20 protein-coding genes and 1 pseudogene are annotated in these 20,290 nt (G+C 65.2%); 19 read left to right on the forward strand and 2 right to left on the reverse strand.

Going from position 1 to position 20,290, the window contains the following annotated elements:
• The first annotated feature begins 2 nt into the window (after positions 1-2).
• From AC1PPL_RS00955 to AC1PPL_RS00970, 4 genes are read left to right on the forward strand one after another with little or no spacing between them, the layout of a single operon-like run.
• Entirely contained in the window at positions 3-1,412 is a 1,410-nt protein-coding gene (locus AC1PPL_RS00955) for an MBL fold metallo-hydrolase RNA specificity domain-containing protein (RefSeq protein WP_065086171.1), read from the forward strand.
• A complete protein-coding gene (locus AC1PPL_RS00960) occupies positions 1,412-2,278 on the forward strand; it encodes an LOG family protein (RefSeq protein WP_023125212.1) in 867 nt (288 codons plus the stop codon). Before AC1PPL_RS00955 ends, AC1PPL_RS00960 begins: the two co-directional genes overlap by 1 nt.
• Entirely contained in the window at positions 2,275-3,474 is a 1,200-nt protein-coding gene (locus tag AC1PPL_RS00965) for a lipid A deacylase LpxR family protein (RefSeq protein WP_479972420.1), read from the forward strand. The genes AC1PPL_RS00960 and AC1PPL_RS00965 overlap by 4 nt, the downstream gene beginning before the upstream one ends.
• A gap of 48 nt (positions 3,475-3,522) precedes the next feature.
• Positions 3,523-3,996: a cytochrome c gene (locus tag AC1PPL_RS00970; RefSeq protein ID WP_479972421.1), complete on the forward strand. Its 474-nt coding sequence runs from the start codon at positions 3,523-3,525 to the stop codon at positions 3,994-3,996.
• 76 nt (positions 3,997-4,072) lie between these two features.
• Here AC1PPL_RS00970 and AC1PPL_RS00975 read toward each other — a convergent pair.
• A pseudogene (locus tag AC1PPL_RS00975) lies at positions 4,073-4,596 on the reverse strand (LysR family substrate-binding domain-containing protein); the annotation flags it as partial.
• Positions 4,597-5,006: 410 nt separating this feature from the next.
• Between AC1PPL_RS00975 and AC1PPL_RS00980 the strand changes: the two are divergent.
• The 8 genes from AC1PPL_RS00980 (at position 5,007) to AC1PPL_RS01015 (ending at position 12,118) form a co-directional block, all read left to right on the forward strand.
• A complete protein-coding gene (locus AC1PPL_RS00980) occupies positions 5,007-5,918 on the forward strand; it encodes a LysR family transcriptional regulator (protein WP_017244804.1) in 912 nt (303 codons plus the stop codon).
• 449 nt (positions 5,919-6,367) lie between these two features.
• Entirely contained in the window at positions 6,368-7,228 is an 861-nt protein-coding gene (locus tag AC1PPL_RS00985) for an ATP-binding protein (protein WP_479972422.1), read from the forward strand.
• A 124-nt stretch (positions 7,229-7,352) separates the two neighbouring features.
• On the forward strand, positions 7,353-7,571 hold the full coding sequence (locus tag AC1PPL_RS00990) for an AlpA family transcriptional regulator (RefSeq protein WP_004255100.1): 219 nt from the start codon (positions 7,353-7,355) through the stop codon (positions 7,569-7,571).
• A 40-nt stretch (positions 7,572-7,611) separates the two neighbouring features.
• Complete coding sequence (locus AC1PPL_RS00995; protein WP_013721843.1) at positions 7,612-8,478, forward strand: ParA family protein; 867 nt, start codon at positions 7,612-7,614, stop codon at positions 8,476-8,478.
• Positions 8,462-8,698, forward strand: coding sequence for a hypothetical protein (locus AC1PPL_RS01000; protein WP_012584779.1), 237 nt, complete (start codon positions 8,462-8,464; stop codon positions 8,696-8,698). The genes AC1PPL_RS00995 and AC1PPL_RS01000 overlap by 17 nt, the downstream gene beginning before the upstream one ends.
• The gene (locus tag AC1PPL_RS01005; protein WP_345803584.1) at positions 8,691-10,334 is read left to right on the forward strand and encodes a ParB family protein; all 1,644 of its coding nucleotides are present in this window, start codon (positions 8,691-8,693) and stop codon (positions 10,332-10,334) included. The genes AC1PPL_RS01000 and AC1PPL_RS01005 overlap by 8 nt, the downstream gene beginning before the upstream one ends.
• Before the next feature lie 17 nt (positions 10,335-10,351).
• Positions 10,352-10,912 (forward strand): DUF2857 domain-containing protein, encoded by a 561-nt coding sequence (locus AC1PPL_RS01010; protein ID WP_010792177.1) that lies wholly within the window; start codon positions 10,352-10,354, stop codon positions 10,910-10,912.
• 3 nt (positions 10,913-10,915) lie between these two features.
• A complete protein-coding gene (locus AC1PPL_RS01015; protein ID WP_479972423.1) occupies positions 10,916-12,118 on the forward strand; it encodes an STY4528 family pathogenicity island replication protein in 1,203 nt (400 codons plus the stop codon).
• Positions 12,119-12,169: 51 nt separating this feature from the next.
• Here the strand turns inward: AC1PPL_RS01015 and AC1PPL_RS01020 are convergent, their stop codons facing one another.
• Positions 12,170-13,387, reverse strand: coding sequence for a phospholipase D-like domain-containing protein (locus AC1PPL_RS01020; protein ID WP_479972424.1), 1,218 nt, complete (start codon positions 13,385-13,387; stop codon positions 12,170-12,172).
• A gap of 237 nt (positions 13,388-13,624) precedes the next feature.
• On the opposite strand from AC1PPL_RS01020, the gene AC1PPL_RS01025 reads away from it, so the two are divergent.
• The 7 genes from AC1PPL_RS01025 to AC1PPL_RS01055 all read left to right on the forward strand — a co-directional run bounded on the left by AC1PPL_RS01025 (position 13,625) and on the right by AC1PPL_RS01055 (position 20,050).
• A complete protein-coding gene (locus AC1PPL_RS01025) occupies positions 13,625-14,413 on the forward strand; it encodes a PFL_4669 family integrating conjugative element protein (RefSeq protein ID WP_479972425.1) in 789 nt (262 codons plus the stop codon).
• Complete coding sequence (locus tag AC1PPL_RS01030) at positions 14,410-14,958, forward strand: DUF3158 family protein (RefSeq protein WP_004362273.1); 549 nt, start codon at positions 14,410-14,412, stop codon at positions 14,956-14,958. The genes AC1PPL_RS01025 and AC1PPL_RS01030 overlap by 4 nt, the downstream gene beginning before the upstream one ends.
• Positions 14,955-15,338, forward strand: coding sequence for a single-stranded DNA-binding protein (locus AC1PPL_RS01035; RefSeq protein ID WP_004362284.1), 384 nt, complete (start codon positions 14,955-14,957; stop codon positions 15,336-15,338). Before AC1PPL_RS01030 ends, AC1PPL_RS01035 begins: the two co-directional genes overlap by 4 nt.
• A 294-nt stretch (positions 15,339-15,632) precedes the next feature.
• Positions 15,633-17,648 carry a DNA topoisomerase III gene (locus AC1PPL_RS01040; RefSeq protein ID WP_071574243.1) on the forward strand — a complete coding sequence of 672 codons (2,016 nt, stop codon included), beginning with the start codon at positions 15,633-15,635 and terminating at the stop codon, positions 17,646-17,648.
• A gap of 779 nt (positions 17,649-18,427) precedes the next feature.
• On the forward strand, positions 18,428-18,664 hold the full coding sequence (locus tag AC1PPL_RS01045) for a hypothetical protein (RefSeq protein ID WP_011829940.1): 237 nt from the start codon (positions 18,428-18,430) through the stop codon (positions 18,662-18,664).
• 26 nt (positions 18,665-18,690) lie between these two features.
• Complete coding sequence (locus AC1PPL_RS01050; protein WP_011829941.1) at positions 18,691-19,083, forward strand: hypothetical protein; 393 nt, start codon at positions 18,691-18,693, stop codon at positions 19,081-19,083.
• 250 nt (positions 19,084-19,333) lie between these two features.
• Complete coding sequence (locus AC1PPL_RS01055) at positions 19,334-20,050, forward strand: DUF5983 family protein (RefSeq protein WP_033986204.1); 717 nt, start codon at positions 19,334-19,336, stop codon at positions 20,048-20,050.
• Positions 20,051-20,290: the final 240 nt, after the last annotated feature.

Below are 20,290 nucleotides of genomic sequence, written 5' to 3' on the forward strand. Positions count from 1 at the left end.
CCATGAAACTGCATTTTCTGGGCGCTGCGCGCGAAGTCACCGGGTCGTGTTTCTTGGTGGAAGCGCTCAACGTACGCTTCCTGGTGGATTGCGGCATGGTTCAGGGCGGCCGCACGGCGGCGGCGCGCAACCATGAGCCATTCCCGTTCGACCCGGCGTCGATTGATTTCGTGCTCCTGACCCATGCCCATATCGACCATAGTGGGCTATTGCCCAAACTCACGCGCGCCGGGTTCAAGGGGGCCATCTACGCCACTCCCGCCACGGTTGATCTGCTGGGCGTGATGCTGCCCGACAGTGCCCACATCCAGGAGAGCGATGCAAAACGCAATGCGCAGCGACTCCGCGGAAAGGACGCACTGCCGCCGCTGTATACGCTGCAGGATGCCAGCGACTGCTTGCAGCAGGTGCGAGGCATCGAATACGACCGGGAGTTCGCGCCCCGCGTCGGGGTGCGCGCCCGTTTCCGCGATGCCGGGCACATTCTTGGGTCGGCCATCATCGAGGTCTGGGTCACCGAATATGGCTACCCGACAAAGCTCGTTTTCAGTGGCGACCTCGGCCAGCCGGGGCGCCCGATACTGCGCGACCCGACAACCATCGAGGACGCCGACATCCTCGTCATCGAGTCCACCTACGGCAACCGCCAGCACAAGGATTTCTCGGCGACCGAAGAGGAAATGATCGGCATCGTCGAAAAGACATTGTTCGAACGCGGCGGCAATGTCATCGTGCCGGCCTTCGCGGTCGGCCGAACCCAGGAAATCCTTTATCACCTGCACCGACTCACCTGCGAGGGGCGGCTGCGGCAACCGAAGGTATTCGTCGATTCGCCGATGGCCACGCAGGCCACGCGCATCACGCGCGAGCATCTCGAATTGTTCGACGAACAGGCGAAGCGGTTGGCCGGCTGGCACGCGCGCGGCGAGAACCTCCCATACCTGAGTTTCACAGCGAGCGCTGAGGAGTCCATGGCGCTGAACCGGATCCGCTCCGGAGCCATCATCATTTCTGCCAGCGGCATGTGCGATGCGGGACGCATCCGGCACCACCTGCGGCACAACTTGCCACGCCGCGAATGCAGCATCTTGTTTCCCGGTTTCCAGGCGCAGGGGACGCTTGGCCGGCGCCTGATCGAGGGGGCCGAACGCGTGCGCATCTTCGGTGAGGACATTCCGGTACGTGCTGCGATCCACAGCGTGGATGGCCTCTCGGCGCATGCCGACCAAAAGGCGTTGCTGGATTGGGCTCGGGGTTTTATTCACCCCCCGGCGCAAACCTTCGTGGTGCATGGGGAACTGTCCGCCGCCCAGACCTTCGCCGAACTCTTGCAACAGCAACTCGGCTGGCAGGTCACGGTGCCTGAGTATGGTCATGCGCTGCGCTGGCCGGACTTTCTGGCGCACGAGTGATGAAGCCCGCCGAAGATCTCGATGAACGCCTGCGCGCCATCCGCGAGTCGCCAACGTACCGTCTTGCGTACGAAGACATCGAGCTGCTTGGCCAGGAAGAACTGCGGCCGCTGCGACTGCAGCTCGAACTGCTCAAGCCTGACCGCATCCTGCACGAGCAAGGCATTCGCTCGACGGTAGTGGTCTTCGGCAGCGCACGCGTGAGCGATGCCGAGACGGCAGAAGCCCGTCTTGGCGCGCTGGAGCGTCAGGCGCGCGTCACTCCGGAGGATGTCGGGCTGAGGCAAGAGCTTGCCCGAGCCAATCGCCGGGTCGAACAGGCACGTCACTACGAGCAAGCGAGGCGTTTCTCGGGCCTTATTTCGGCGCGTTTCCAGCAGCAAAACCGCCGTGATTTCGTCGTCGTCACCGGGGGTGGGCCCGGCATCATGGAGGCCGCCAACCGCGGTGCTTTCGAGGTCGGCGCACGTTCGATTGGCCTCAACATCACGCTGCCCCACGAACAGGCACCCAACCCCTACATGTGCCCAAATTTGGCGTTCCGATTCCACTATTTCGCGCTGCGCAAGATGCACTTCTTGTTGCACGCCAAGGGCTTGGTGGCCTTCCCCGGTGGCTATGGAACGCTCGATGAGCTGTTCGAGGTGCTCACCTTGATCCAGACCGGAAAGATGCAGCGTATTCCGGTGGTGCTGGTCGGCCGTGCATTCTGGCGTCGCGTAGTTGATTTCGATCTTCTGCTCGACGAAGGCTATGTCTCTCCATCCGATCTCGACTTGTTCACCTGCGTAGACGAAGCCGAGGAAATCGTTAGTGCCCTCGAACGCTTTTACGTCAACAGGGCAGCAGGCGATGGGGCGACATGATCGGCGTCGACGGGTATTGCCGGAGCCTGTGCGGCACCAAGGTGCAGCAGTCGATGCAGTGCGCCACCTTGTTGATTGCCTGTGCATTGTTCAGCCCGATTTCTGCTTTCGGTTCCGACTTCTCGCTCTCTGCAGATCCTCCCTCCTGCTCGCCAGGGCAATCCCTGCGCTGGCGGGGTGGCACCCTGCGCCTGGAGAACGATCTATTCACCGGCTCCGACCGCAACTACACCAACGGTGTCGCGCTAACAGCAGTCTCACGTGATCTGCAAGGCGAGCTCCGTCCCGAGTGCCTGCCACAGCCGATTGGTTTGTACGCCCGCTTCATCGGCTGGGCCGATCCCGGCTTCTGGCGCGATACCGGCGACCAACCGGCATCGCAGAACCTCGTCGTTCGCTTTGGCCAGTCTATGTACACACCCGAGGACAAGACTCGCACCGATCTGATTCCCGACAATCGGCCGTACGCTGGCCTGCTCTACCTGAGCCTGGCGTGGAATCGCCGAATCCACCCACAGGCTGCCAGCTATGAAATGCTGGACGTACGCGAACTAACCCTGGGCTTGATCGGCCCCTGGTCGCTGGCAGAGAAGTCGCAGGATCTGGTGCATCGGGTGCGTGGCATCGAGCGATTTCGCGGCTGGGACAACCAGTTGCGCAACGAGCCGGCATTTCAGATGGCCATGGAACGCAAGTTCAAGCCGTACACGGAGGGTGCGGTCCGCCCTGGATGGGGCAGCGACGTGATCGGCAGCTATGCCCTGCGGGTCGGAAACATCGAAACCGCCGCCAGTACCGGCGTGGAGTTTCGCGCGGGCTGGAACATACCGAACGACTTCGGCAGCTATCCGATCCGCCCTGGCGCGGAGAACCGCCCGCCCTCTGGTGTTGCCGATCTGCGCACGACAACGCCGCAATCGGTCCTGGCGCCCAAACCTGGGGCACATGTCTTCCTGAACCTGGAGGGTAAAGCCGTCGCCTGGGACTTCTCACTCGACGGAAACATGTTCCGGAATAGCCACCATGTCAGCCGGCGGCCTTGGGTCGCGCAAGCAGCTCTCGGCATCAGCAGCCAATGGATCGTTGCTGGACGTGGCGTGCGGCTTGCCGTGATGCGCGTTTGGAGAACCCGCGAGTTCGACCAGCAGGCGGGCTATCACGCATTCGGATCGATCGCGCTGAGCTTGGAATTTTGAGGACACCTGCAACCATTCGTTAGACCCAAAGCATTCGTCACAACATCAATGGAGAAATTCGTGAACCAGCCCTTGAAACCCAGATCGTTCTTCACAGTCTCGCTGTCCGTGCTCTTGGCAACCTTCGCCACGGCACTCGGTGCGCAGTCCGCAGAGGCGGCAAAGCCAATGGCGCTTCGTACCATAATGGAAAGACTCGGGCGCGACATGCAAGTCGTCACGGGCGCGATCTCCAAAGAAGACTGGCCACTGGTCGCCGAGCTAGCACCACGAATCGCCAAGCATGCCGAGCCGCCCATGTCGGAAAAGATGCGCATCCTTGCCTGGCTTGGGGCAGACGCTGGAAAGTTTCGGGGTCTTGATGGACAGGTGCATGACGCCACGACCGCCATGGGCGAGGCCGCAAAGCGGAGTGACGGCCAAGCAGTCATCGCGGCTTTCTCCAAGACCCAGCAAAGCTGCCTAGCCTGCCACCAGAGTTACCGTCGCTCGTTCGTGGAAAAGTTCTATGGAAGTCGCTAGCAGGGGATGGCTACACCTGCTGACGGAAGACTAGCCCCTATCCAATCGATATACCTCGACGAGTTCCAGGTTCCCAAGAAGCCACCCGTTCAGCGATCACGGGTTCCTGCTTCACCCGCCGCAGCACTCGTTGGATCTGACGTGCATGACTCCCGCATGCATGTGGGTCACACGGCACCATCGGATAACGCAGCACCTCGTCCAGTGAGATACGTTTGTGCTTGAGCAGCGGATGCCATGCCGGCACCGCGACCATGAGGGGGTCGCTCCAAAGCACCTTAGCCACGATGCCGTCACCCACTTCACCAGACTGGGCCCTAGGTCATACAGATCGTCATGCAGCCCCTTGATTTGCTGCGACAGTGGCACCTCGAACAGGCGCAACTCGACTTCGGGCTCCTCCTGCCGGCATAGCGCCAGCAAGGTCGGCAAGCGCGACGGGGTGATGCCATCGGACAGCGCAATGCGTTGCTGACCGTGAAAGCCGTTGGCCGCTGCCCTCACGCTGTCGCGGGCTTGCTGCAAGGCAGTGAAGATGCGCGGCACATGTTCCAGGAATTGCTTGTCCGCCCGCGTCAGCCGCTTGCTGCGGCTGCTCCGGTCGCAGTGCTTCAGCAGCGCGGTTACAGGTGGCGATCTCGAAGTCGCCGAACATGCCCATCGACAGTTCATCCGGCGCGATGCCCGCTGGCGCGAGCTTCAGACGCCGCGCCGCCGCCCGTGTCGACAGACCAAATCGCTCGCCCTCGGGGAGTGACGTAAGACGCCGCGACTGTCTTCCTCGGGTCGCTGCGGCCACAGAAGACTAGCCGAGGCGCGCTGGCGCGAGTGCTCTAGCCATCCGCCATGACCGCCGCCCGCGCTCAAGCAGCGTTGCAATAACTCCGGACACCATTGCCCGCGTGCTGTAAGCCGGCGACGGCAGGCGCTGCAAGACATGCCGGTCTCTTCTCCGCACGCATGCGGCTCCCTACGATCATAAGGACTGGTCACGTCACGAAGGACTGCGCATGAACTTACGTCATCTTCGCTGCTTCATTGCTGTAGCCGAGGAACTGCACTTCGGTCGAGCCGCTCGGCGGCTGCACATAGAACAATCTCCCCTATCACGCACGATCCGCAAGCTGGAGACAACTCTAGGCGTGACGTTGCTCAGTCGCACGCCGCGTGGCGCAACCCTGACCTGGGCAGGGCGAGTCTTCTTGGAGGACGCCCGCCGCGTCATGTTGAGCGTTGAGCAGGCAGTGGCCAGAGCGAAGGCTGCTGCCTCCGGTTTTCAGGGCACTTTGCGCATCGCGCTGTCGAGAGACATAGGGCGGGCGAGGCTATCAGCACTGCTTGCGCTGTGCCGCGAAGAGTCGCCGCAGGTAAACATCCGGCTCTCCGAAGTACCGCTGACCGAACTCGTGCAGGGGCTGAACGCGGATCTGTTCGACGCCGGCTTTGCAATGGTCGATGAAGTGGAGGCCGGGATCATTGCTCAGCCGTTGTGGGCCGACCCCTTGGTAGTGCTCCTGCCCGCACGGCACCCGCTTGTAGCCTTCAAGGAAGTGCCGTTGCAGGAAGTGGTGAGCTATCCGCTGGTACTTTGTGATCCACGGGCATGCCAAGGTTGCGGTCGGCAGAGCGAACGACTGTTCCGCTCTGTCGATGTCCAACCGATTGTGGCCGAGTACGCCGCTTCTCACGGGCTGATGCTGACGTTGGTGGCCGCAGGGTACGGGCTAGGTTTTTCCACTGCCGCGCACTTGGCAACTTGCCAGCCGGCGGATGTTGTTGTCCGCCCGTTGGCCGATCAGAGCGCATCGATAACCACCTATCTGTTACGAACCGAGGGTGGTATGACGGAGCCGTTGCAGCGGTTCATCGAACGCGCCGAACGTGTATGCCATCAGGACGCAAGCACATCACGCGCGATCTGACGCGGATCTATCGGAAGGTGCGCGGCTAGTTTTCTCGGATTGCGCGATTCATTTTTGGTCTTGCGGCTGACCCGATCTGCATGGCTCATGCGCTGTACTGATTCCAGTTTCGACGCAATTGCTGCGCCCTTCTGTACTCCAGCACCCGCCTGCGGGCTCGCCGCCGCGGTCATTTCACTGACGCGGAACGCATGAGCTTTTGCTGGTTGCAAACCGGCTCATCCGATTGACGCATTGGCACTTTACGCCGTTGGAATTCCTACGGAAAACTTTGACCAGGTTTCGGGTAAAGCGCGGCACCCATGCTTGATTCCAGGGGAGCGCGACCACCAAGCCGCGTGCCGGTCCAAAGGCAAAGCGCCCGCATTATGGTTGAGGAGTTTCAAGCGTAGCAAGATGTAGTTTGCCCTTGGCCGGCCGTCAGCGCCGATGCAACGCCTCCTTCCACGATGCCGGCCGGCCCTGCGCTTCATCCGGATTTCTGGGCAATCGCCTCGCCCACTTGGGCGGTGCGCGTCTGCCGGAGTTCGATCCGACGATGGGACGCACGCGACATGGAGAAATCGAGTTGCCTTGCCTTTGGCGCCAGGATCTACTACCGCCCGATCGAGGCGGCCATCCGTTGGGCGGGCCTGTTGCGCTTTGAGCCGCGGATTCTTGAAACGCTCGGGCCACGGGCCATGCCCGAGCCGAACGACTTTCCGCGCTGGCCCTTACTGCGCCTTTTTTCCGAGCGCATCTTCGACGCACTGGCACACGATGAACTTTCTTATGGCAAGGCAGGCATGGCGCAGGAATCTCAGCGCCCCGCACTCGACGATCCTGCGTTGATCGTGCGCCACGTCGACCTGAAGGCGTGGATGTCGCATTACTACCCCGGTGAGCGGCCTCCGTTCCTGTTCGACGGCATTGAGCGCGAACTGCACCCTGCGGTGAGCGTCGCCATGCTGAACGTGTTGCTGGCCGATCGCGAGGCCGCCAAGCTGCAGCTTGCCGAACTCGCACAACTGCATACGGCGCTGAAGGCGCAGCACGAAGCGTTGGCGAAGGAGCATGCCATTCGCATCCGAGAGGGCGATGCGCGTGAGCCGGGCCTGCGCAGCGAATCGACCTACCTGAACATCATTGGCGGCCTGCTGACATTGCTGTTGGGCAAGTCCCCCGCGGGCTCTGCCTACTCGTCCTTCCGCAACATGGATGCGGTGATCAGTGCGCTACTGGCCCACCATGAAGGGCGGCCCGGCATCAGCGAGCGAACGCTGTGGAGCAAGCTGGCACAGGCGCGTCGCCACCTGGAGGCATCGCGCTGAGCCTGTAACAGCAGACTGCAATTGCAGTTGCGTGTTCTGCAGTTGCAGTGAATCTCGCAGCAGCAGCATATGGAATGCGAGGCACTTTCTGAACAACGCCATCGAGCGTCAAGGAGTGCCTCTCATGTCTTCGCAGACCATCGCGCCGGCCTTGCCGCCCGAGCACCGCATCCTGCGCCGCGCCGAGGTCGAAGCCAAGACCGGCTTCAAGCGCGCGCACATCTACAGCCTCATGAAGGAAGGCAAGTTCCCCAAGGCGCTGCGCCTGGGCGTGCGCGCGGTGGGCTGGGACTCGGTGGAGATCGAACAGTGGATCGCCGATCGCCTCAAAGAACGCGCCTGACGCTTCTTCTCGGTTCATGCCATTCGACGAGGAGAAGCCCATGCAGGTGGTGTCCATCATTTCGACCAAGGGCGGCGTGGGCAAGACCACGACGGCGGCCAACCTGGGCGGCTTCATCGCCGATGCCGGGCTGCGCGTGCTGCTGCTGGACCTGGACGTGCAGCCCACGCTGTCGAGCTACTTCACGCTGGACGTTCGCGCGCCCGGCGGCATCTACCAGATGCTGGCCTTCAACGAGCGGCGCATCGAGCAACTGGTGTCGCGCACCGTGATCGCGGGCCTGGACCTGGTGCTCTCCAACGACGACCGCGGCGAACTGAACACGCTGCTGCTGCACGCTCCGGATGGGCGCCTGCGACTGCGCCATCTGCTTCCCGTCTTCCGCACGCACTACGACTTGCTGCTGATCGACACCCAGGGCGCGCGCAGCGTGCTGCTGGAGATGGCGGTGCTGGCGTCCGACCTGGCGCTGTCGCCGGTGACGCCGGAAATCCTCGCGGCGCGCGAGCTGCGGCGCGGCACGCTGCAACTGATCGAGGACATCGCGCCGTATCGGCACCTGGGCATCGAGCCGCCGCCGCTGCGTCTGCTCATCAACCGTGTGCATCCTGTGTCGTCGAATGCGCGGCTGGTCCAGCAGGCGCTGCGACAGGTGTTTCAGGAACAGGCCGGCGTGCAGGTGCTGGGCACCGACGTACCGGCCATCGAAGCCTATCCGCGCGCTGCGACACGAGGATTGCCGGTGCACCGGGTGGAGTACCGGCAGCCGGCTGGGCGCACGGCGCCCGCGGCGTTGGAGACCATGCGCACGCTGGCCGGCGAGCTGTTCCCCGTGTGGCGGGAGCGCTTCGCGCTGGTCACCGGTCGGGCCGATGCGGGAGGGGCCGGCCATGGCGAGCGCGCATGAACTGGCGCGCGGCCGCGAACGGCTGCGCGCGCTGATCGAGTTCGCGCTGGGCGAAGGCTGGCGCGTGGTTCGCACGTCCGGCGGGCACCTGAAATTCACGAAGCAAGGCTGCGCGTCGATCTACACCAGCTCGACGGCGAGCGACCACCGTGCCGACCGCAATGCCCGCGCACAGCTTCGCCGCGCCGACCGGCAAGCGCAGGAGAATGGCCGTGGCTGAGCTGACGCCGCAGGACATGGCTGCCAAGCTGCTGGCCACCGGCTTCGAGCGCAGCGGCCCTTCGGCCGCGACCTTGAGCGACCCCATCGCCGACACGCCGATGGTGGTGACGCTGGACCAGTTGCGGCCCTACGACCACGACCCACGCGTGACGCGCAACCCGGCCTATGCGGAGATCAAGGCGTCCATCCGCGAACGTGGGCTGGACGCGCCCCCCGCGATCACGCGCAGGCCGGGCGAGGCGCACTACATCATTCGCAACGGTGGCAACACGCGGCTGGCGATCCTGCGCGAGTTGTGGAGCGAGACCAAGGAGGAACGCTTCTTCCGGATTGCGTGCCTGTTCCGCCCGTGGCCGGCGCGCGGCGAAATCGTGGCGCTGACCGGGCATCTGGCCGAGAACGAGCTGCGCGGCGGCCTGACCTTCATCGAGCGGGCCTTGGGCATCGAGAAGGCGCGCGAGTTCTACGAGCAGGAAAGCGGCCAGGCGCTGTCGCAAAGCGAACTCGCGCGGCGACTGACGGCCGACGGCTATCCGGTGCCGCAGTCACACATCAGCCGCATGAACGATGCGGTGCGCTATCTGCTGCCGGCGATCCCGACGCTGTTGTACGGCGGATTGGGCCGGCATCAGGTGGACCGGCTCGCAGTGCTGCGCAAGGCGTGCGAGCGCACCTGGGAGCGGCGTGCGCTGGGCCGGCCGCTGACCGTGGACTTCGCTTCGCTGTTTCAGGATGTGCTGTCGCAGTTCGACACGCAGCCGGAGGGCTTCTCGCCCCAGCGCGTGCAGGACGAACTGGTGGGTCAGATGGCCGAGCTGCTGGAAGCGGATTACGACACGCTGGCATTGGAGGTCGATGACAGCGAAAGCCGTCAGCGAGTATTGACCAGCGAGCCGGCCGCGCCGAACCCGGCAACGCCTGTCGCACCTGCGGCGCCAGCCATCACGCCGCAACTGTCGCCCGCGGCGCCAACGCCACGGGACACCTCGCCCGTCGCGCCACCGGCAGAGACACCCTCGGCACCACCTGCCGCTGCACCAAACGCCCGGGAAGGGCAGCGCGACGAGCGCCTGCAGGGGCACATCGTGACGCCGGCCCCAACCACCGAGCGCCTGCAGTCCATCCAGAGGATGGTCGCGGATCAGCTCGGCGACAAGCTACCCGACTTCGAGGCCGACGCGCTGCGTGCGATCCCGGTGCAGGTTGGCGGGCTCTTTCCCATCTCGGATGTCTGGTACATCGAGCCGGGCCTGGACGTGCCGGATCGCCTGCGCGTGCATATCGCGCAGTTCGCTCGCGAGATCGCGGGGGAAGCGGCGGTGGGCGACCACATCGAAGCCAGCGATGGCGGCATCGGCTTCGTCTGCGTGACGCCGGCCGTGGGCCAGGCGAAGGCGCTCCCGGCGTTCGCGCGTGCGATGCTGACCCTGCTGCACGCGCTGAGCACCGCGCCGGCACCCGCGACCGGGCTGGACAGCGCGCGGCTGGCCGATGACCTTGGGCCGCTGCTGCATGGTCACGGCGGCTTGGTCACGCGCCTGAGCGATGCCGGGCTGGTAAAGCTGTTCCGTCTGCTGCGCCTGGCGCGCCGGCTGCTGGATCTGGAAGCCGGCGTAGCGAGCCAGGATTTCTGAGCGCAGGAGGCTCCCGTATGTCGGCACCGCACCCGCTCAACCAGGCCGTGATCGCCCAGGCCCTGCATGACCTGCGCAACGGCCAGTTGCGCCGCTGCAAGGCCATGGGCTTCGGTGAGGAGGAGCTGGATGCGCTGAAGCACCCAGAACTCGTGAGCATGCTGGTGAATGCCACGGTGTCGTGGTGTTCGGTGTCGGTGAACCGGGAAGTGTTGAAGCGGCTGCTGAGCCAGGTGCACGACGTGGAGCGGGAGATCGCCACGGTGGACCGCATGCTGCGCCTGGGGGCGAGCACGGAGATGGTCAGCAAGTTCTACGGCCTCACGCATCAGGAAGTGGCGCTGCGCCGCGACATCCTCGGGCTGCCCAAGCGTAAGGGTCGGCATCCGGTGCTCGACGAGGCGCAGGACGTGGCCCTGTGGGAACGCTGGAAGGCCGGCATCACGGAGCGGCACATCGCACTGAACGACGACATGGCGATGCTGGCGCTGACCATGGACCTGGCCGAGGCCATGACCCTGCCCATGTCGGTGATCTGGTCGGCGATACGGAACTGGGTCGACCAGGGGCTGGTGTAGGTCATGACGACGGGCGACGCTCCACGGCGTGATGGCCCGGTTGCGCTGTCGGCGTTGTTCGACGAGGCGCTGCGGCACCTTGAGCCGAAGAAACCGGCGCAGGGCACGGCGCCGAGCCAGGACGGCTTTCTCTACAGCGGCAACCGGCACGAGAGCGTGCCGCGCGCGTTGTTCCTCGACCGGCGCCTGACGCCGCTGGAGCGCAATGCCTGGCAGGTGTTCCGCCTGCAGCTCAACGACGACGGCGTGACCGCCTTTCCCACCTACGACCAGCTCCGCCCATATCTGGCGTCCATGCCCTGTGCGGCGCAAGCCTCGCACGAGACCGTGGCGCGCGCCTTGACGCTGCTGCGGCTGACGCGCTGGCTCAGCTTGGTGCGGCGGCGGCGCGATCCCAAGACCGGCCGTATCCAAGGCAACCTCTACGTGCTGCACGACGAACCGCTGTCACCCTTCGAGGCGATGCAGCTCGACCCGGACTACCTGGGCCTGGTGAGCCAGGCGCTCACGCACGCGGCGAAGGCGGTGCAGGTCGTGGGCATGAACACGCTGCGGGAGATCGCCGAAGACCCGCTGCTCAGCGGGCGCACGCTGCCGACCCGTCTGCAAGTGCTGGCGCAGCGCATGGCGCGGCATGGCTGGACGACGCCAGGTTATCCACAGGAGGGTGCGGACCACGAATCCGAAGCAGGCCAGGAAGCCCTTCTTCGGAATGCTGCGCGCCCGTCTTCGGAATCCGAAGCAGGGCCGAAACCCGCGCCGGACAGCTCTCTTCGGATTCCGAAGGAGGACCGTACAGTACGTAATGATCGTATAAATGAAGTACGTACAGTACCGCGCGCGAGGGCCTTGCAGAACCTGCGACTGCCCGAGCGTTTCCTGCGCTTGAAGGACGAGCAGCAGGCCGGCGCGCTGGTGGCGCTGCAGCAGGTGGACGAGGCGCAGCGGCAGGCCGTTCTCGACGAGTGGGCGGCACGCTGCCACAACAGCGCGGTGCGCAACCCGGCCGGCTACCTGTTTGGCATCATCCAGAAGGCGATCCGCGGGGAGTTCAAGGCGTGGGCGGGCACCGACGCAGCAGCGCCGCCCGCGCCGCGAGCTGCGGGGCCCGCGTCATCGTCGTCGCCTTCGGCCTCCCGCCCAGCCGACCCCGAGGTGGCGCGCGCCTACCTCGCACGGCTGCGTTCAGCCTTGCGCGATCCCTGAGCTATCCCCAGGGGATAGACGGAACAGGTCGCCTTCCGTGGGGTGATCCAGTCAGGTCGCGGCTTCGTCTTCTTCCGTTTCCCGCCAATAGGCGTAGTTGAACAGTGCATCCAGCTCCGTGAAGTCGTCCAGGCCCAACGATCGTCTGACCGTATCGGCATGCCCGCAGTACCTTGCGTAGCTTTCCGCACTGACGTTCTGCTTGGTTGGATGCAGTGGGTAGTCCCGGATGCCGGCGAGCGCCAGTCCCGACACCGCGTTCTGGTTCATCACGGCGAACCGCTTGTTGTCCAGCGCGTGCAGAATCTCAGTCAGCAGGTTGATGCCTGCTCCGGTGATGGCGCCAAAATGTCGATGTAGAACGGTAAACGCTTTGGCAGGCGAGAGGTTGCGCCGGTCAAGGATGTCCGCCACTGCGGCCACGAACTGCCCTGGGTGGTTGGCGATCCGGCTCTTGCCGCGGTGCAGCCCGCCGGAATGGAACAGGCCGATCAGCGCGTCGTACTTACTCGGAAAGTCCCGCCTGGCATTGCTGCTCAGGGCCGCCAGCTCTGCCAGCCTGCGCCTTGCCTGGCGCAGGTTTCCCTTGCGGCCGGTCTTCTGCGCGGTGAATCCATGCGCTGAATCGTCGCTTTTCATCAGCTCCAGGAGGTCGGCCAGGATCGTGAAGTCCGGCCCCTCGGTTCGGCTCGCCTTCTGCGCACGCTTCTTGGCCACCTTCCGGCAAGTGTCGTGGATGATGTACTCCCGCTCGTAGGCATCAATCCGGGGCTTGGTCGCTGGCACGAGAATCCTGTCCGCGACCAGCGCATCGAGGTGTCGCGTGACAGATGCCATCAGCGCGCCGCTCGCGTCGTCGATGAGGGCCGATGCCTCGTAGTTTCCGTAGAAGCCTCCGTGGGTGAGGTTGGCCGAGCCGACGATCACCGAGCATTGCTTGCCATTCTGGAAGGCGTAGATCTTCGGGTGGAAGGTGTCGCTGGCGTTGCTGAGGTACAGGACGAGCGCGTGCTTCTCGGCGAGCGCAAAGAGCTGTCGGAGTGCTTCGGGTTCGGTCAGGTAGAAGTCCAGACCTATCGCAAACCTGGCCTTCAATCCCCCTTCCAGCGCCTTGCGCAAGGGCTTCAACAAGTCGCCGATGGCCGAGATCTTCGCGAAGGCCACCAAGCATTCCAGGCGTTCCGCCCGCTTCAGCAGCTTCTCGACTACGTGGCCGTGCCCGTGCTCTTCCCCGTTCAACAGCAACTGAACGGCTTTCCCATCCTGCATGTTTTCCCCTCGTTCTTCTGCGCAGCAACCCAGGTGCGATGCGCCCCCCGTCATTGTCATGGTTCACGCCCAGACATCAAGCATCGCGGGCTCAAGACCTATCCCCAGGGGATAGCCGGCACACACAGCCTTCCGTGCGGAACAATCCGGGCACGCATGGGCTGCGGTTTGTTGACTGACAGCCTTCCGGCCGATGCCGATGCTGGCGACTCGCCCCTTCACCGCGAGTCGCTCCCCATGGCCAACGAACGCACAGAACCCCTGCAACTGAATCTCGGATCGCTGCGCAGCGCGATGTCGCTGACGCTGCACACGCACCACGCTTCGCGCATCTGGCACGGCCGAGCGCCCGCCGAGGGGCGCCCAGGAATCATCGGTCTCAACGGCTTCATCGGTGCCATGAACAAGGTGAAGCGCGGCGCCGAGCAGGACGACCCGTACTCGGACTGGTGGATGTTGCGGATCGAGGACAAGCTAGCCGACACCAAGACCCGTTTGCAGACCCTGCGCGAACAGGTGGATCAGGCCCTGGCCGACGTGCCAGCGGCGCTGTCGCTGGGCGAGAACATGAACGTGCAGCCGGTGAAGCTGCCGCTGTTCGTGAATGCCCAGCTCGGCTTCATGGCGGTGTATCTGCTGGCCGACTACGACGACCTGGCACGCAAACTCATCCTGGCGCACCACACGGCGCTGATCGACCGCAGCACCTTGGAGCGCTGGCTCAATGATGGCGCGCACGCGCTGCGCAGCCTGTTCTCGCTGGCTCAGCAGTACCGCTACTCGGGCACGACGCGCGACGACTTCGCGGCGAAGAACGCCGCGGCGCGAGCGGCGTTGGAGAAGTTCGGCGAGCTGCCGCAGGACGTGCTGGAAGGCACGCGCCGCTCGCGCTTCGCGCCACCGATCGCGCGGCGGACGAACAAGCCCGGCACGCCGCCTGCTGCGCCTGCCATCGAGCCCGATGCGCAGGCTCCCACGGGTGGCGCAGCCGATGGTGCCGCGGGCGATGAGGGTGCTGGCGCATGACAGCATCGCCCCCTATCAGCCACTCCACGCGCTTCGTGGCGCTGGAACAGGCGGACTTCCAGCGGCTGGAACACGCAGGCTACCTAAAAGGCCTTTTACAGCCTTTTAAGGGTAAGGGGAGTCTGGAGACCTGGGCCAGCCAGTGCGCAGCGCTGCGCGACGACGTGATTGGCCTGGCGCAGCGGCGCGTGCTTCCCCAGGCGCGCGCCTACCCCTTCAGTCTGCTCGACGTGCAACTGGCCCAGCAGGCCACTGGCGCAGGGACGACCTTCCTGCGCTGGCGCAACCTCGACCGTTCCTCGATGGGCGTGGCGTTGTGGGAGGCCCTGCTGGCCAACCCCGCGACGCCGGCCTCGCTGATCGACGAGCTGTACGCGATCGAACTGCAGCGCATCGTGCTGAACATGCAGATCAGTCTGACCCACAGCATCGCTCGCCAAGCCCTGGAATGCGCCAACAAGGCCGCGCAGGCCGAAGCGGCTTACCTGCGGCGCGTCCACGGGCATACCGCGTCCGTTCCACCCACCACCAAGGAGTCACCATGAGCACGCACTTCGTCGGCGAGGGCAACATCGGTTCTGCGCCGGACTACCGCGAATTTCCGAACGGCAACGACGAGCCGCGCCGGCTGCTTCGCCTGAACGTCTACTTCGACAACCCGATCCCGAAGAAGGACGGCGAGTACGAAGATCGCGGCGGCTTCTGGGCGCCCGTGGAGCTGTGGCACCGCGACGCCGAGCACTGGAAGACGCTGTACCAGAAAGGTATGCGGGTGCTGGTCGAGGGCCGCACCGTGCGCGACGAATGGGAGGACGCCGACGAGAACGAGCGCGTGACGTTCAAGGTCGAGGCGCGGCGCGTGGGCATCCTGCCGTACCGCATCGAGTCGGTGGCGCTCAGCGCCAAGCCGGCCGGCGGACAGTAATTCGCCCATCGCCGTTCCCCCGAGGGCGGCTGTAGCAACCGTCATACGCCCGCGATGCACCAGCGAGCTATCCCCAGGGGATAGCTCCAAGGTCGTCCACGGAGTTCCAGCCGCCCTCCCGAAACGACGCTCTTGCTGTGCCAGCTCCTACGATCTATGCACACCGCTGCGGCAACGAACCGCCTGCCAATCACAAAGCGGTGTCTGCATCAATCGACTTCCTTGCTGCCGGCATCTCCTGGCCCCGCCAAGCTGACGCCCATCCGATGAACCGCACATTTCCAAGGAGGCTTCATGCGCGTGTTCCTGTGCGAGAAGCCGTCCCAGGGCAAGGACATCGCCCGTGTGCTGGGTGCCGGTCAACGCGGCAACGGCTGCTACAGCGGCGCGGGTGTCGTTGTGACCTGGTGCATCGGTCATCTGGTGGAGGCGGTTCCGCCCGAAGGCTACGGCGAGCAATACAAGCGCTGGGCCATCGAGCAACTGCCCATTCTTCCTGAGCGTTGGCGTGTCGAGCCCAAGGCGGCGACCGCAGCGCAATTCAAAGTCGTGCAGCAGCTCGTCGCCAAGGCGGGCGAGCTGGTGATTGCGACCGACGCCGACCGCGAGGGCGAGATGATCGCCCGCGAGATCATCGACCTATGCGGCTACCGCGGGCCGATTCAGCGCCTGTGGCTGTCGGCGCTCAACGATGCGTCGATCCGCAAGGCGCTGGGTGCGCTCAAGCCGTCCGCCGAGACGCTGCCGCTGTATTTCTCCGCACTCGCCCGATCGCGCGCCGACTGGCTGATCGGGATGAACCTGAGCCGCTTGTTCACGCTTCTAGGTCGGCAGGCCGGCTACACCGGCGTGCTGTCGGTGGGGCGCGTGCAGACGCCGACGCTGAAGCTGGTCGTCGATCGTGATCGCGAGATCGCGCGATTCGTCTCCATGCCGTATTGGGCCGTGGATGTGCTGCTATCCCATGCCGGCCAATCCTTCACCGCGAGCTGGATACCGCCCGAAGGCAGCACGGATGCAGCGGGTCGCTGCCTTCAGCAGCCGGTGGCCCAGCAGGCTGCGGATCGCATTCGCGCGGCACGCGATGCGCAGGTCGTGTCGGTGGACACCGAGCGCGTGCGCGAGGCACCGCCGCTGCCGTTCGACCTGGGCACGCTGCAGGAGGTGTGCTCCAAGCAGTTGGGCCTCGACGTGCAGGAGACGCTGGACATTGCCCAGGCGCTGTACGAGACGCACAAGGCGACAACGTATCCGCGCTCGGATTCGGGCTACCTGCCCGAGAGCATGCTGGCTGAGGTGCCGACCGTACTCGACAGCCTGGTCAAGACCGACCCCAGCCTGCGGCCGCTGATCGAGCGCCTGGATCGCCAACTGCGCTCGCGTGCATGGAACGACGGCAAGGTGTCGGCTCACCACGGCATCATCCCGACGCTGGAACCCGCCAACCTGTCGGCCATGAGCGAGAAGGAGCTGGCCGTCTACCGGCTGATCCGCGCCCATTACCTCGCGCAGTTCCTCCCACACCATGAGTTCGACCGCACGATGGCGCAGTTCTCGTGCGGCGGTCAGTCGCTGGCGGCCGTGGGCAAGCAGATCGCCGTCACCGGCTGGCGCGAGGTGCTGGCGACGCCGGGGCCGGACGATGCCGATGGCGAGGATGCGCAGCGCAGCCAGGTGCTGCCCGCCCTGCATGCGGGCCTGTCCTGCCCGGTCGGAAAGGTGGATCTCAAGGCGCTGAAGACGCTGCCGCCCAAACCCTACACGCAGGGCGAGCTGATCAAGGCCATGAAGACCGTCGCCAAGTTCGTGACCGACCCGCGGCTGAAACAGAAGCTGCGAGATACCACCGGCATCGGCACCGAGGCGACACGCGCCAACATCATCAACGGTCTGATCGGTCGCGGCTACCTGGTCAAGAAAGGCCGCGCCGTCCGCGCTTCCGACGCGGCATTCACGCTCATCGACGCGGTGCCCTCGGCCATCGCCGACCCCGGCACCACGGCGGTGTGGGAGCAGGCACTCGACATGATCGAGGCCGGCCAGATGGCGCTGGACACCTTCATCGAGAAGCAGTCCGTGTGGGTCGGCCAGCTCGTGCAGCAGTACCGCGGCGCAACGCTCTCGCTCAAGCTGCCGCCGGCGCCGGCCTGCCCGCAGTGCGGCACACCGATGCAGCAGCGCACGGGCAAGAGCGGCGCGTTCTGGTCCTGCTCGCGCTACCCGGACTGCAAGGGCACGCTGCCGATCGAGTCCCCGACGGGCCGGCGCAGCGCACCGCGCAAGCGGCGCGCTGCCTCCAAGGCGTCCTGATCCTCGCTTTTCCCCTGCCGCGCCGGCCACTTCACTGGCGGCGAGGCAAACGTCCCGCACCGCGCGGGACTCCAAAGCGCGCGTCTCCTTCTGCAACGGTGTGCGCGCCCCGTCTGCCCGGCATCGGGCGACGGGGCGAGAAGGTCATTGCTCCACGAATCGCGCCCGCCGCCATTCCCTTGATCGGTGTGCCTTGCCTCGGCCACGAGGGGCTTCCTGACGCCTTGCCGCCGCGCGAGCCGTGAGGAGGCCACTTGGGCCGAGGGTATTCCGTGCCGGTGCCCGCCGGCGGAACAACGGGCTCCCTTTGTGTGTGGATGCACGCCAGAGGTTTCCGGCCCCAGCCACGAAACGGGCCGGGTGCGATTGCTGACGCAGCGAACGGCTTTGACGACGGCCTGCGCTGACGCAGCCCACAGGTGGTTTTCCTTCCTCTCCAGCCGAAGGCCCGCGTGGCCTTCGGCGCCCTGGTCCTTGCCTTGTCCCGTGACGCGGGCCTGCCCTAAAGCGGGCCGTCCGCGATTCGGTTTTCCCTGCGACGGCAGCCATGCTTCGCGCCCATCCTCACCCATGCGTTGCTGACAGTCGTCAGCGGCATGCCCTGGCAGTCTCGGTCTTCAAGACTGCAACGCGGTTCGCCGCGTTGACCGATCCAGTCCGCTTCGCATCGCCCACCGCGGACGCTCGCCGGTCTGGCGACGATGCACTTTTCTCAACCACCCGAGGGGAACCCCATCCCCTGTGGGATGCGTGCTCCCCGACCCACCAAGGAGCACGGCATGTCTGAACCTTCCGCATCTTCCTCTGCAACCGCAGTGCGCAGTGGTGCGCTGGCGCTGGCCTGGACCGGCAAGCGTCTGCCGCTACAGGTGCTGCGCAGCGCGGCCGGCCAATACATCGGCACGCAAGACGACGAAGGCCCGGTATCGCGGGAGTCCGTCGAGTATTTCCCCACCCACCTCGCAGCACAGCGCGCCCTGGATACCCATGCCTGGACGCAGCGCGCTCAGCCCTGATTCCCCACCCTTCAAGGAGTCCTCTCATGAATCTGTCTTTGCCCGAAGACGTGCTCGATCAGATGGCGCTGGAACAGGCGCACTTCGACGCTGCACCGCAGGCCTTCTTCGAGGCCTGGAAGCGCGGCGCGCAGATCGCCGGCCACGAGTGGTTCGGCGACGGCACACGCGAAGGTCTGCAGCGTGCCACCACCAAGTGGGATCTGCGGCCCAACATGCTGATGCTCAACGACGCCCTGGGCGTGCTGAGCAGCGGTCAACGCATGTTCCTGTCCGCGATGGTGAGCTTCTACAACGCCCGCGAGGGTGGCGCGATGCTCAAGCGTTGCGGCTTCGAGGGGCTGTCCGACTTCGGCGGCCTCGATCTGGAACGGCGCCAGGTCATCGCTGACCTCACGCTGCACTACAACGGCTGGTGAGCCGCGCCTGGCAACCCACCGTCCTTTCATCCCACCCCACGAGGGACATGCGTCCCCGTTCGGGGCCATGTCCCTCCTTCTTTTCGCAGGAGCGGCCATGTCCCGAATCAGCATCTTCCACTGACCCGCACCGCCCGCCACCAGGGCGGTCCGACGCCGCGGCCGGCTGACCGGCTGCCACTTCATCCACCCGCTGGGGTTCAATCCCCGGCAGGGGATTGCCTCGGCCATCCTCTGCTGGAGGAATCCCATGTCCCATTCCAACAACCCCTTCGTCCGCGGCTACGATGGCCTGTCCGTGCAACGGCTGCTGGCGATTTCCTACGACGACGACTGCCCGCTGAGCTATCTGCCGCTGCACGTCTCGCAGTCGCACCTGCCGGACAGCCAGGTCGAGCGCCATGCCTGCGTCTTCTGCGACGACTTCGCGCTGATCACGGAAGGCCAGAACGTGCCGCCCGAGCTGGACGCGCAATGCCGCAGCCACGGCATCGCCCGAAACCTCGTCTACGCCGTCATGGCCGAAGAAGCCGGCCAGCCGCTGCACGTCGGCGATACCTACTCCGAGGAAGCCGCACGCGAGGTGGTGCGGCGCCTGCGCTTCGAGACCGGCTTCTACAGCCGTGCCTGGGAAATCAGCTCGGCGCACATCACCGAGGAGGCCGGCCGCTATCTGGCCAACCTGGCCGACATCGCCACGCCGAGCGGTTTTCTGTTCATCGCCTTCCGCATTCCCTACAGCCCGGCGGTCGGCGTGAAGCTGATCGCCACGCCCTGGACGGATGCGAACGTGCAGCAGGTCGAGGGCATCACCGCCGAAGAACTGCGGCAGGAGCACCGGGCCAAGGGCATGCCGGAGTCCCTCGTGGAAGTGTTGCACCTGGCTGCGCTCGCCGACGTTCGCATGTTGGTGTTCGATGCCGGCGCGCCCGTGCTGGACGGACTGACGCTCTACGACGACGAGTAACCCCCTCTTGAGCCCCGTGCGGGGCTCTTCTTTTCCGCGGAACGCGGTGCCGGCGCGTTGCCGATTCCCGGCGGACGGCCGCCGTCATGTGCCGCACGCTGGCCGCATGTTCGCTGGCGTTGCCGGCAGCATGCCCAGGCAGTCGAGACCTTCGAGACTGCGGCGCGGTTCGCCGTGCTGGTTGTTTCGTTCTCCGGGCGCACCCGCGTCCATCCACCTCACCCTCAAGGGACAGACCTC

The sequence above is a fragment of the Diaphorobacter sp. B2A2W2 genome, assembly GCF_056730635.1.

Bases quoted from the DNA above. Each gene is read 5' to 3' on its own strand.
- AC1PPL_RS00955 (WP_065086171.1), top strand. From the start codon at position 3: ATGAAACTGCATTTTCTGGGCGCTGCGCGCGAAGTCACCGGGTCGTGT.
- AC1PPL_RS00960 (WP_023125212.1), top strand. From the start codon at position 1,412: ATGAAGCCCGCCGAAGATCTCGATGAACGCCTGCGCGCCATCCGCGAG.
- AC1PPL_RS00965 (WP_479972420.1), top strand. From the start codon at position 2,275: ATGATCGGCGTCGACGGGTATTGCCGGAGCCTGTGCGGCACCAAGGTG.
- AC1PPL_RS00970 (WP_479972421.1), top strand. From the start codon at position 3,523: ATGGAGAAATTCGTGAACCAGCCCTTGAAACCCAGATCGTTCTTCACA.
- AC1PPL_RS00980 (WP_017244804.1), top strand. From the start codon at position 5,007: ATGAACTTACGTCATCTTCGCTGCTTCATTGCTGTAGCCGAGGAACTG.
- AC1PPL_RS00985 (WP_479972422.1), top strand. From the start codon at position 6,368: ATGCCGGCCGGCCCTGCGCTTCATCCGGATTTCTGGGCAATCGCCTCG.
- AC1PPL_RS00990 (WP_004255100.1), top strand. From the start codon at position 7,353: ATGTCTTCGCAGACCATCGCGCCGGCCTTGCCGCCCGAGCACCGCATC.
- AC1PPL_RS00995 (WP_013721843.1), top strand. From the start codon at position 7,612: ATGCAGGTGGTGTCCATCATTTCGACCAAGGGCGGCGTGGGCAAGACC.
- AC1PPL_RS01000 (WP_012584779.1), top strand. From the start codon at position 8,462: ATGGCGAGCGCGCATGAACTGGCGCGCGGCCGCGAACGGCTGCGCGCG.
- AC1PPL_RS01010 (WP_010792177.1), top strand. From the start codon at position 10,352: ATGTCGGCACCGCACCCGCTCAACCAGGCCGTGATCGCCCAGGCCCTG.
- AC1PPL_RS01015 (WP_479972423.1), top strand. From the start codon at position 10,916: ATGACGACGGGCGACGCTCCACGGCGTGATGGCCCGGTTGCGCTGTCG.
- AC1PPL_RS01020 (WP_479972424.1), bottom strand. From the start codon at position 13,387: ATGCAGGATGGGAAAGCCGTTCAGTTGCTGTTGAACGGGGAAGAGCAC.
- AC1PPL_RS01025 (WP_479972425.1), top strand. From the start codon at position 13,625: ATGGCCAACGAACGCACAGAACCCCTGCAACTGAATCTCGGATCGCTG.
- AC1PPL_RS01030 (WP_004362273.1), top strand. From the start codon at position 14,410: ATGACAGCATCGCCCCCTATCAGCCACTCCACGCGCTTCGTGGCGCTG.
- AC1PPL_RS01035 (WP_004362284.1), top strand. From the start codon at position 14,955: ATGAGCACGCACTTCGTCGGCGAGGGCAACATCGGTTCTGCGCCGGAC.
- AC1PPL_RS01040 (WP_071574243.1), top strand. From the start codon at position 15,633: ATGCGCGTGTTCCTGTGCGAGAAGCCGTCCCAGGGCAAGGACATCGCC.
- AC1PPL_RS01045 (WP_011829940.1), top strand. From the start codon at position 18,428: ATGTCTGAACCTTCCGCATCTTCCTCTGCAACCGCAGTGCGCAGTGGT.
- AC1PPL_RS01050 (WP_011829941.1), top strand. From the start codon at position 18,691: ATGAATCTGTCTTTGCCCGAAGACGTGCTCGATCAGATGGCGCTGGAA.
- AC1PPL_RS01055 (WP_033986204.1), top strand. From the start codon at position 19,334: ATGTCCCATTCCAACAACCCCTTCGTCCGCGGCTACGATGGCCTGTCC.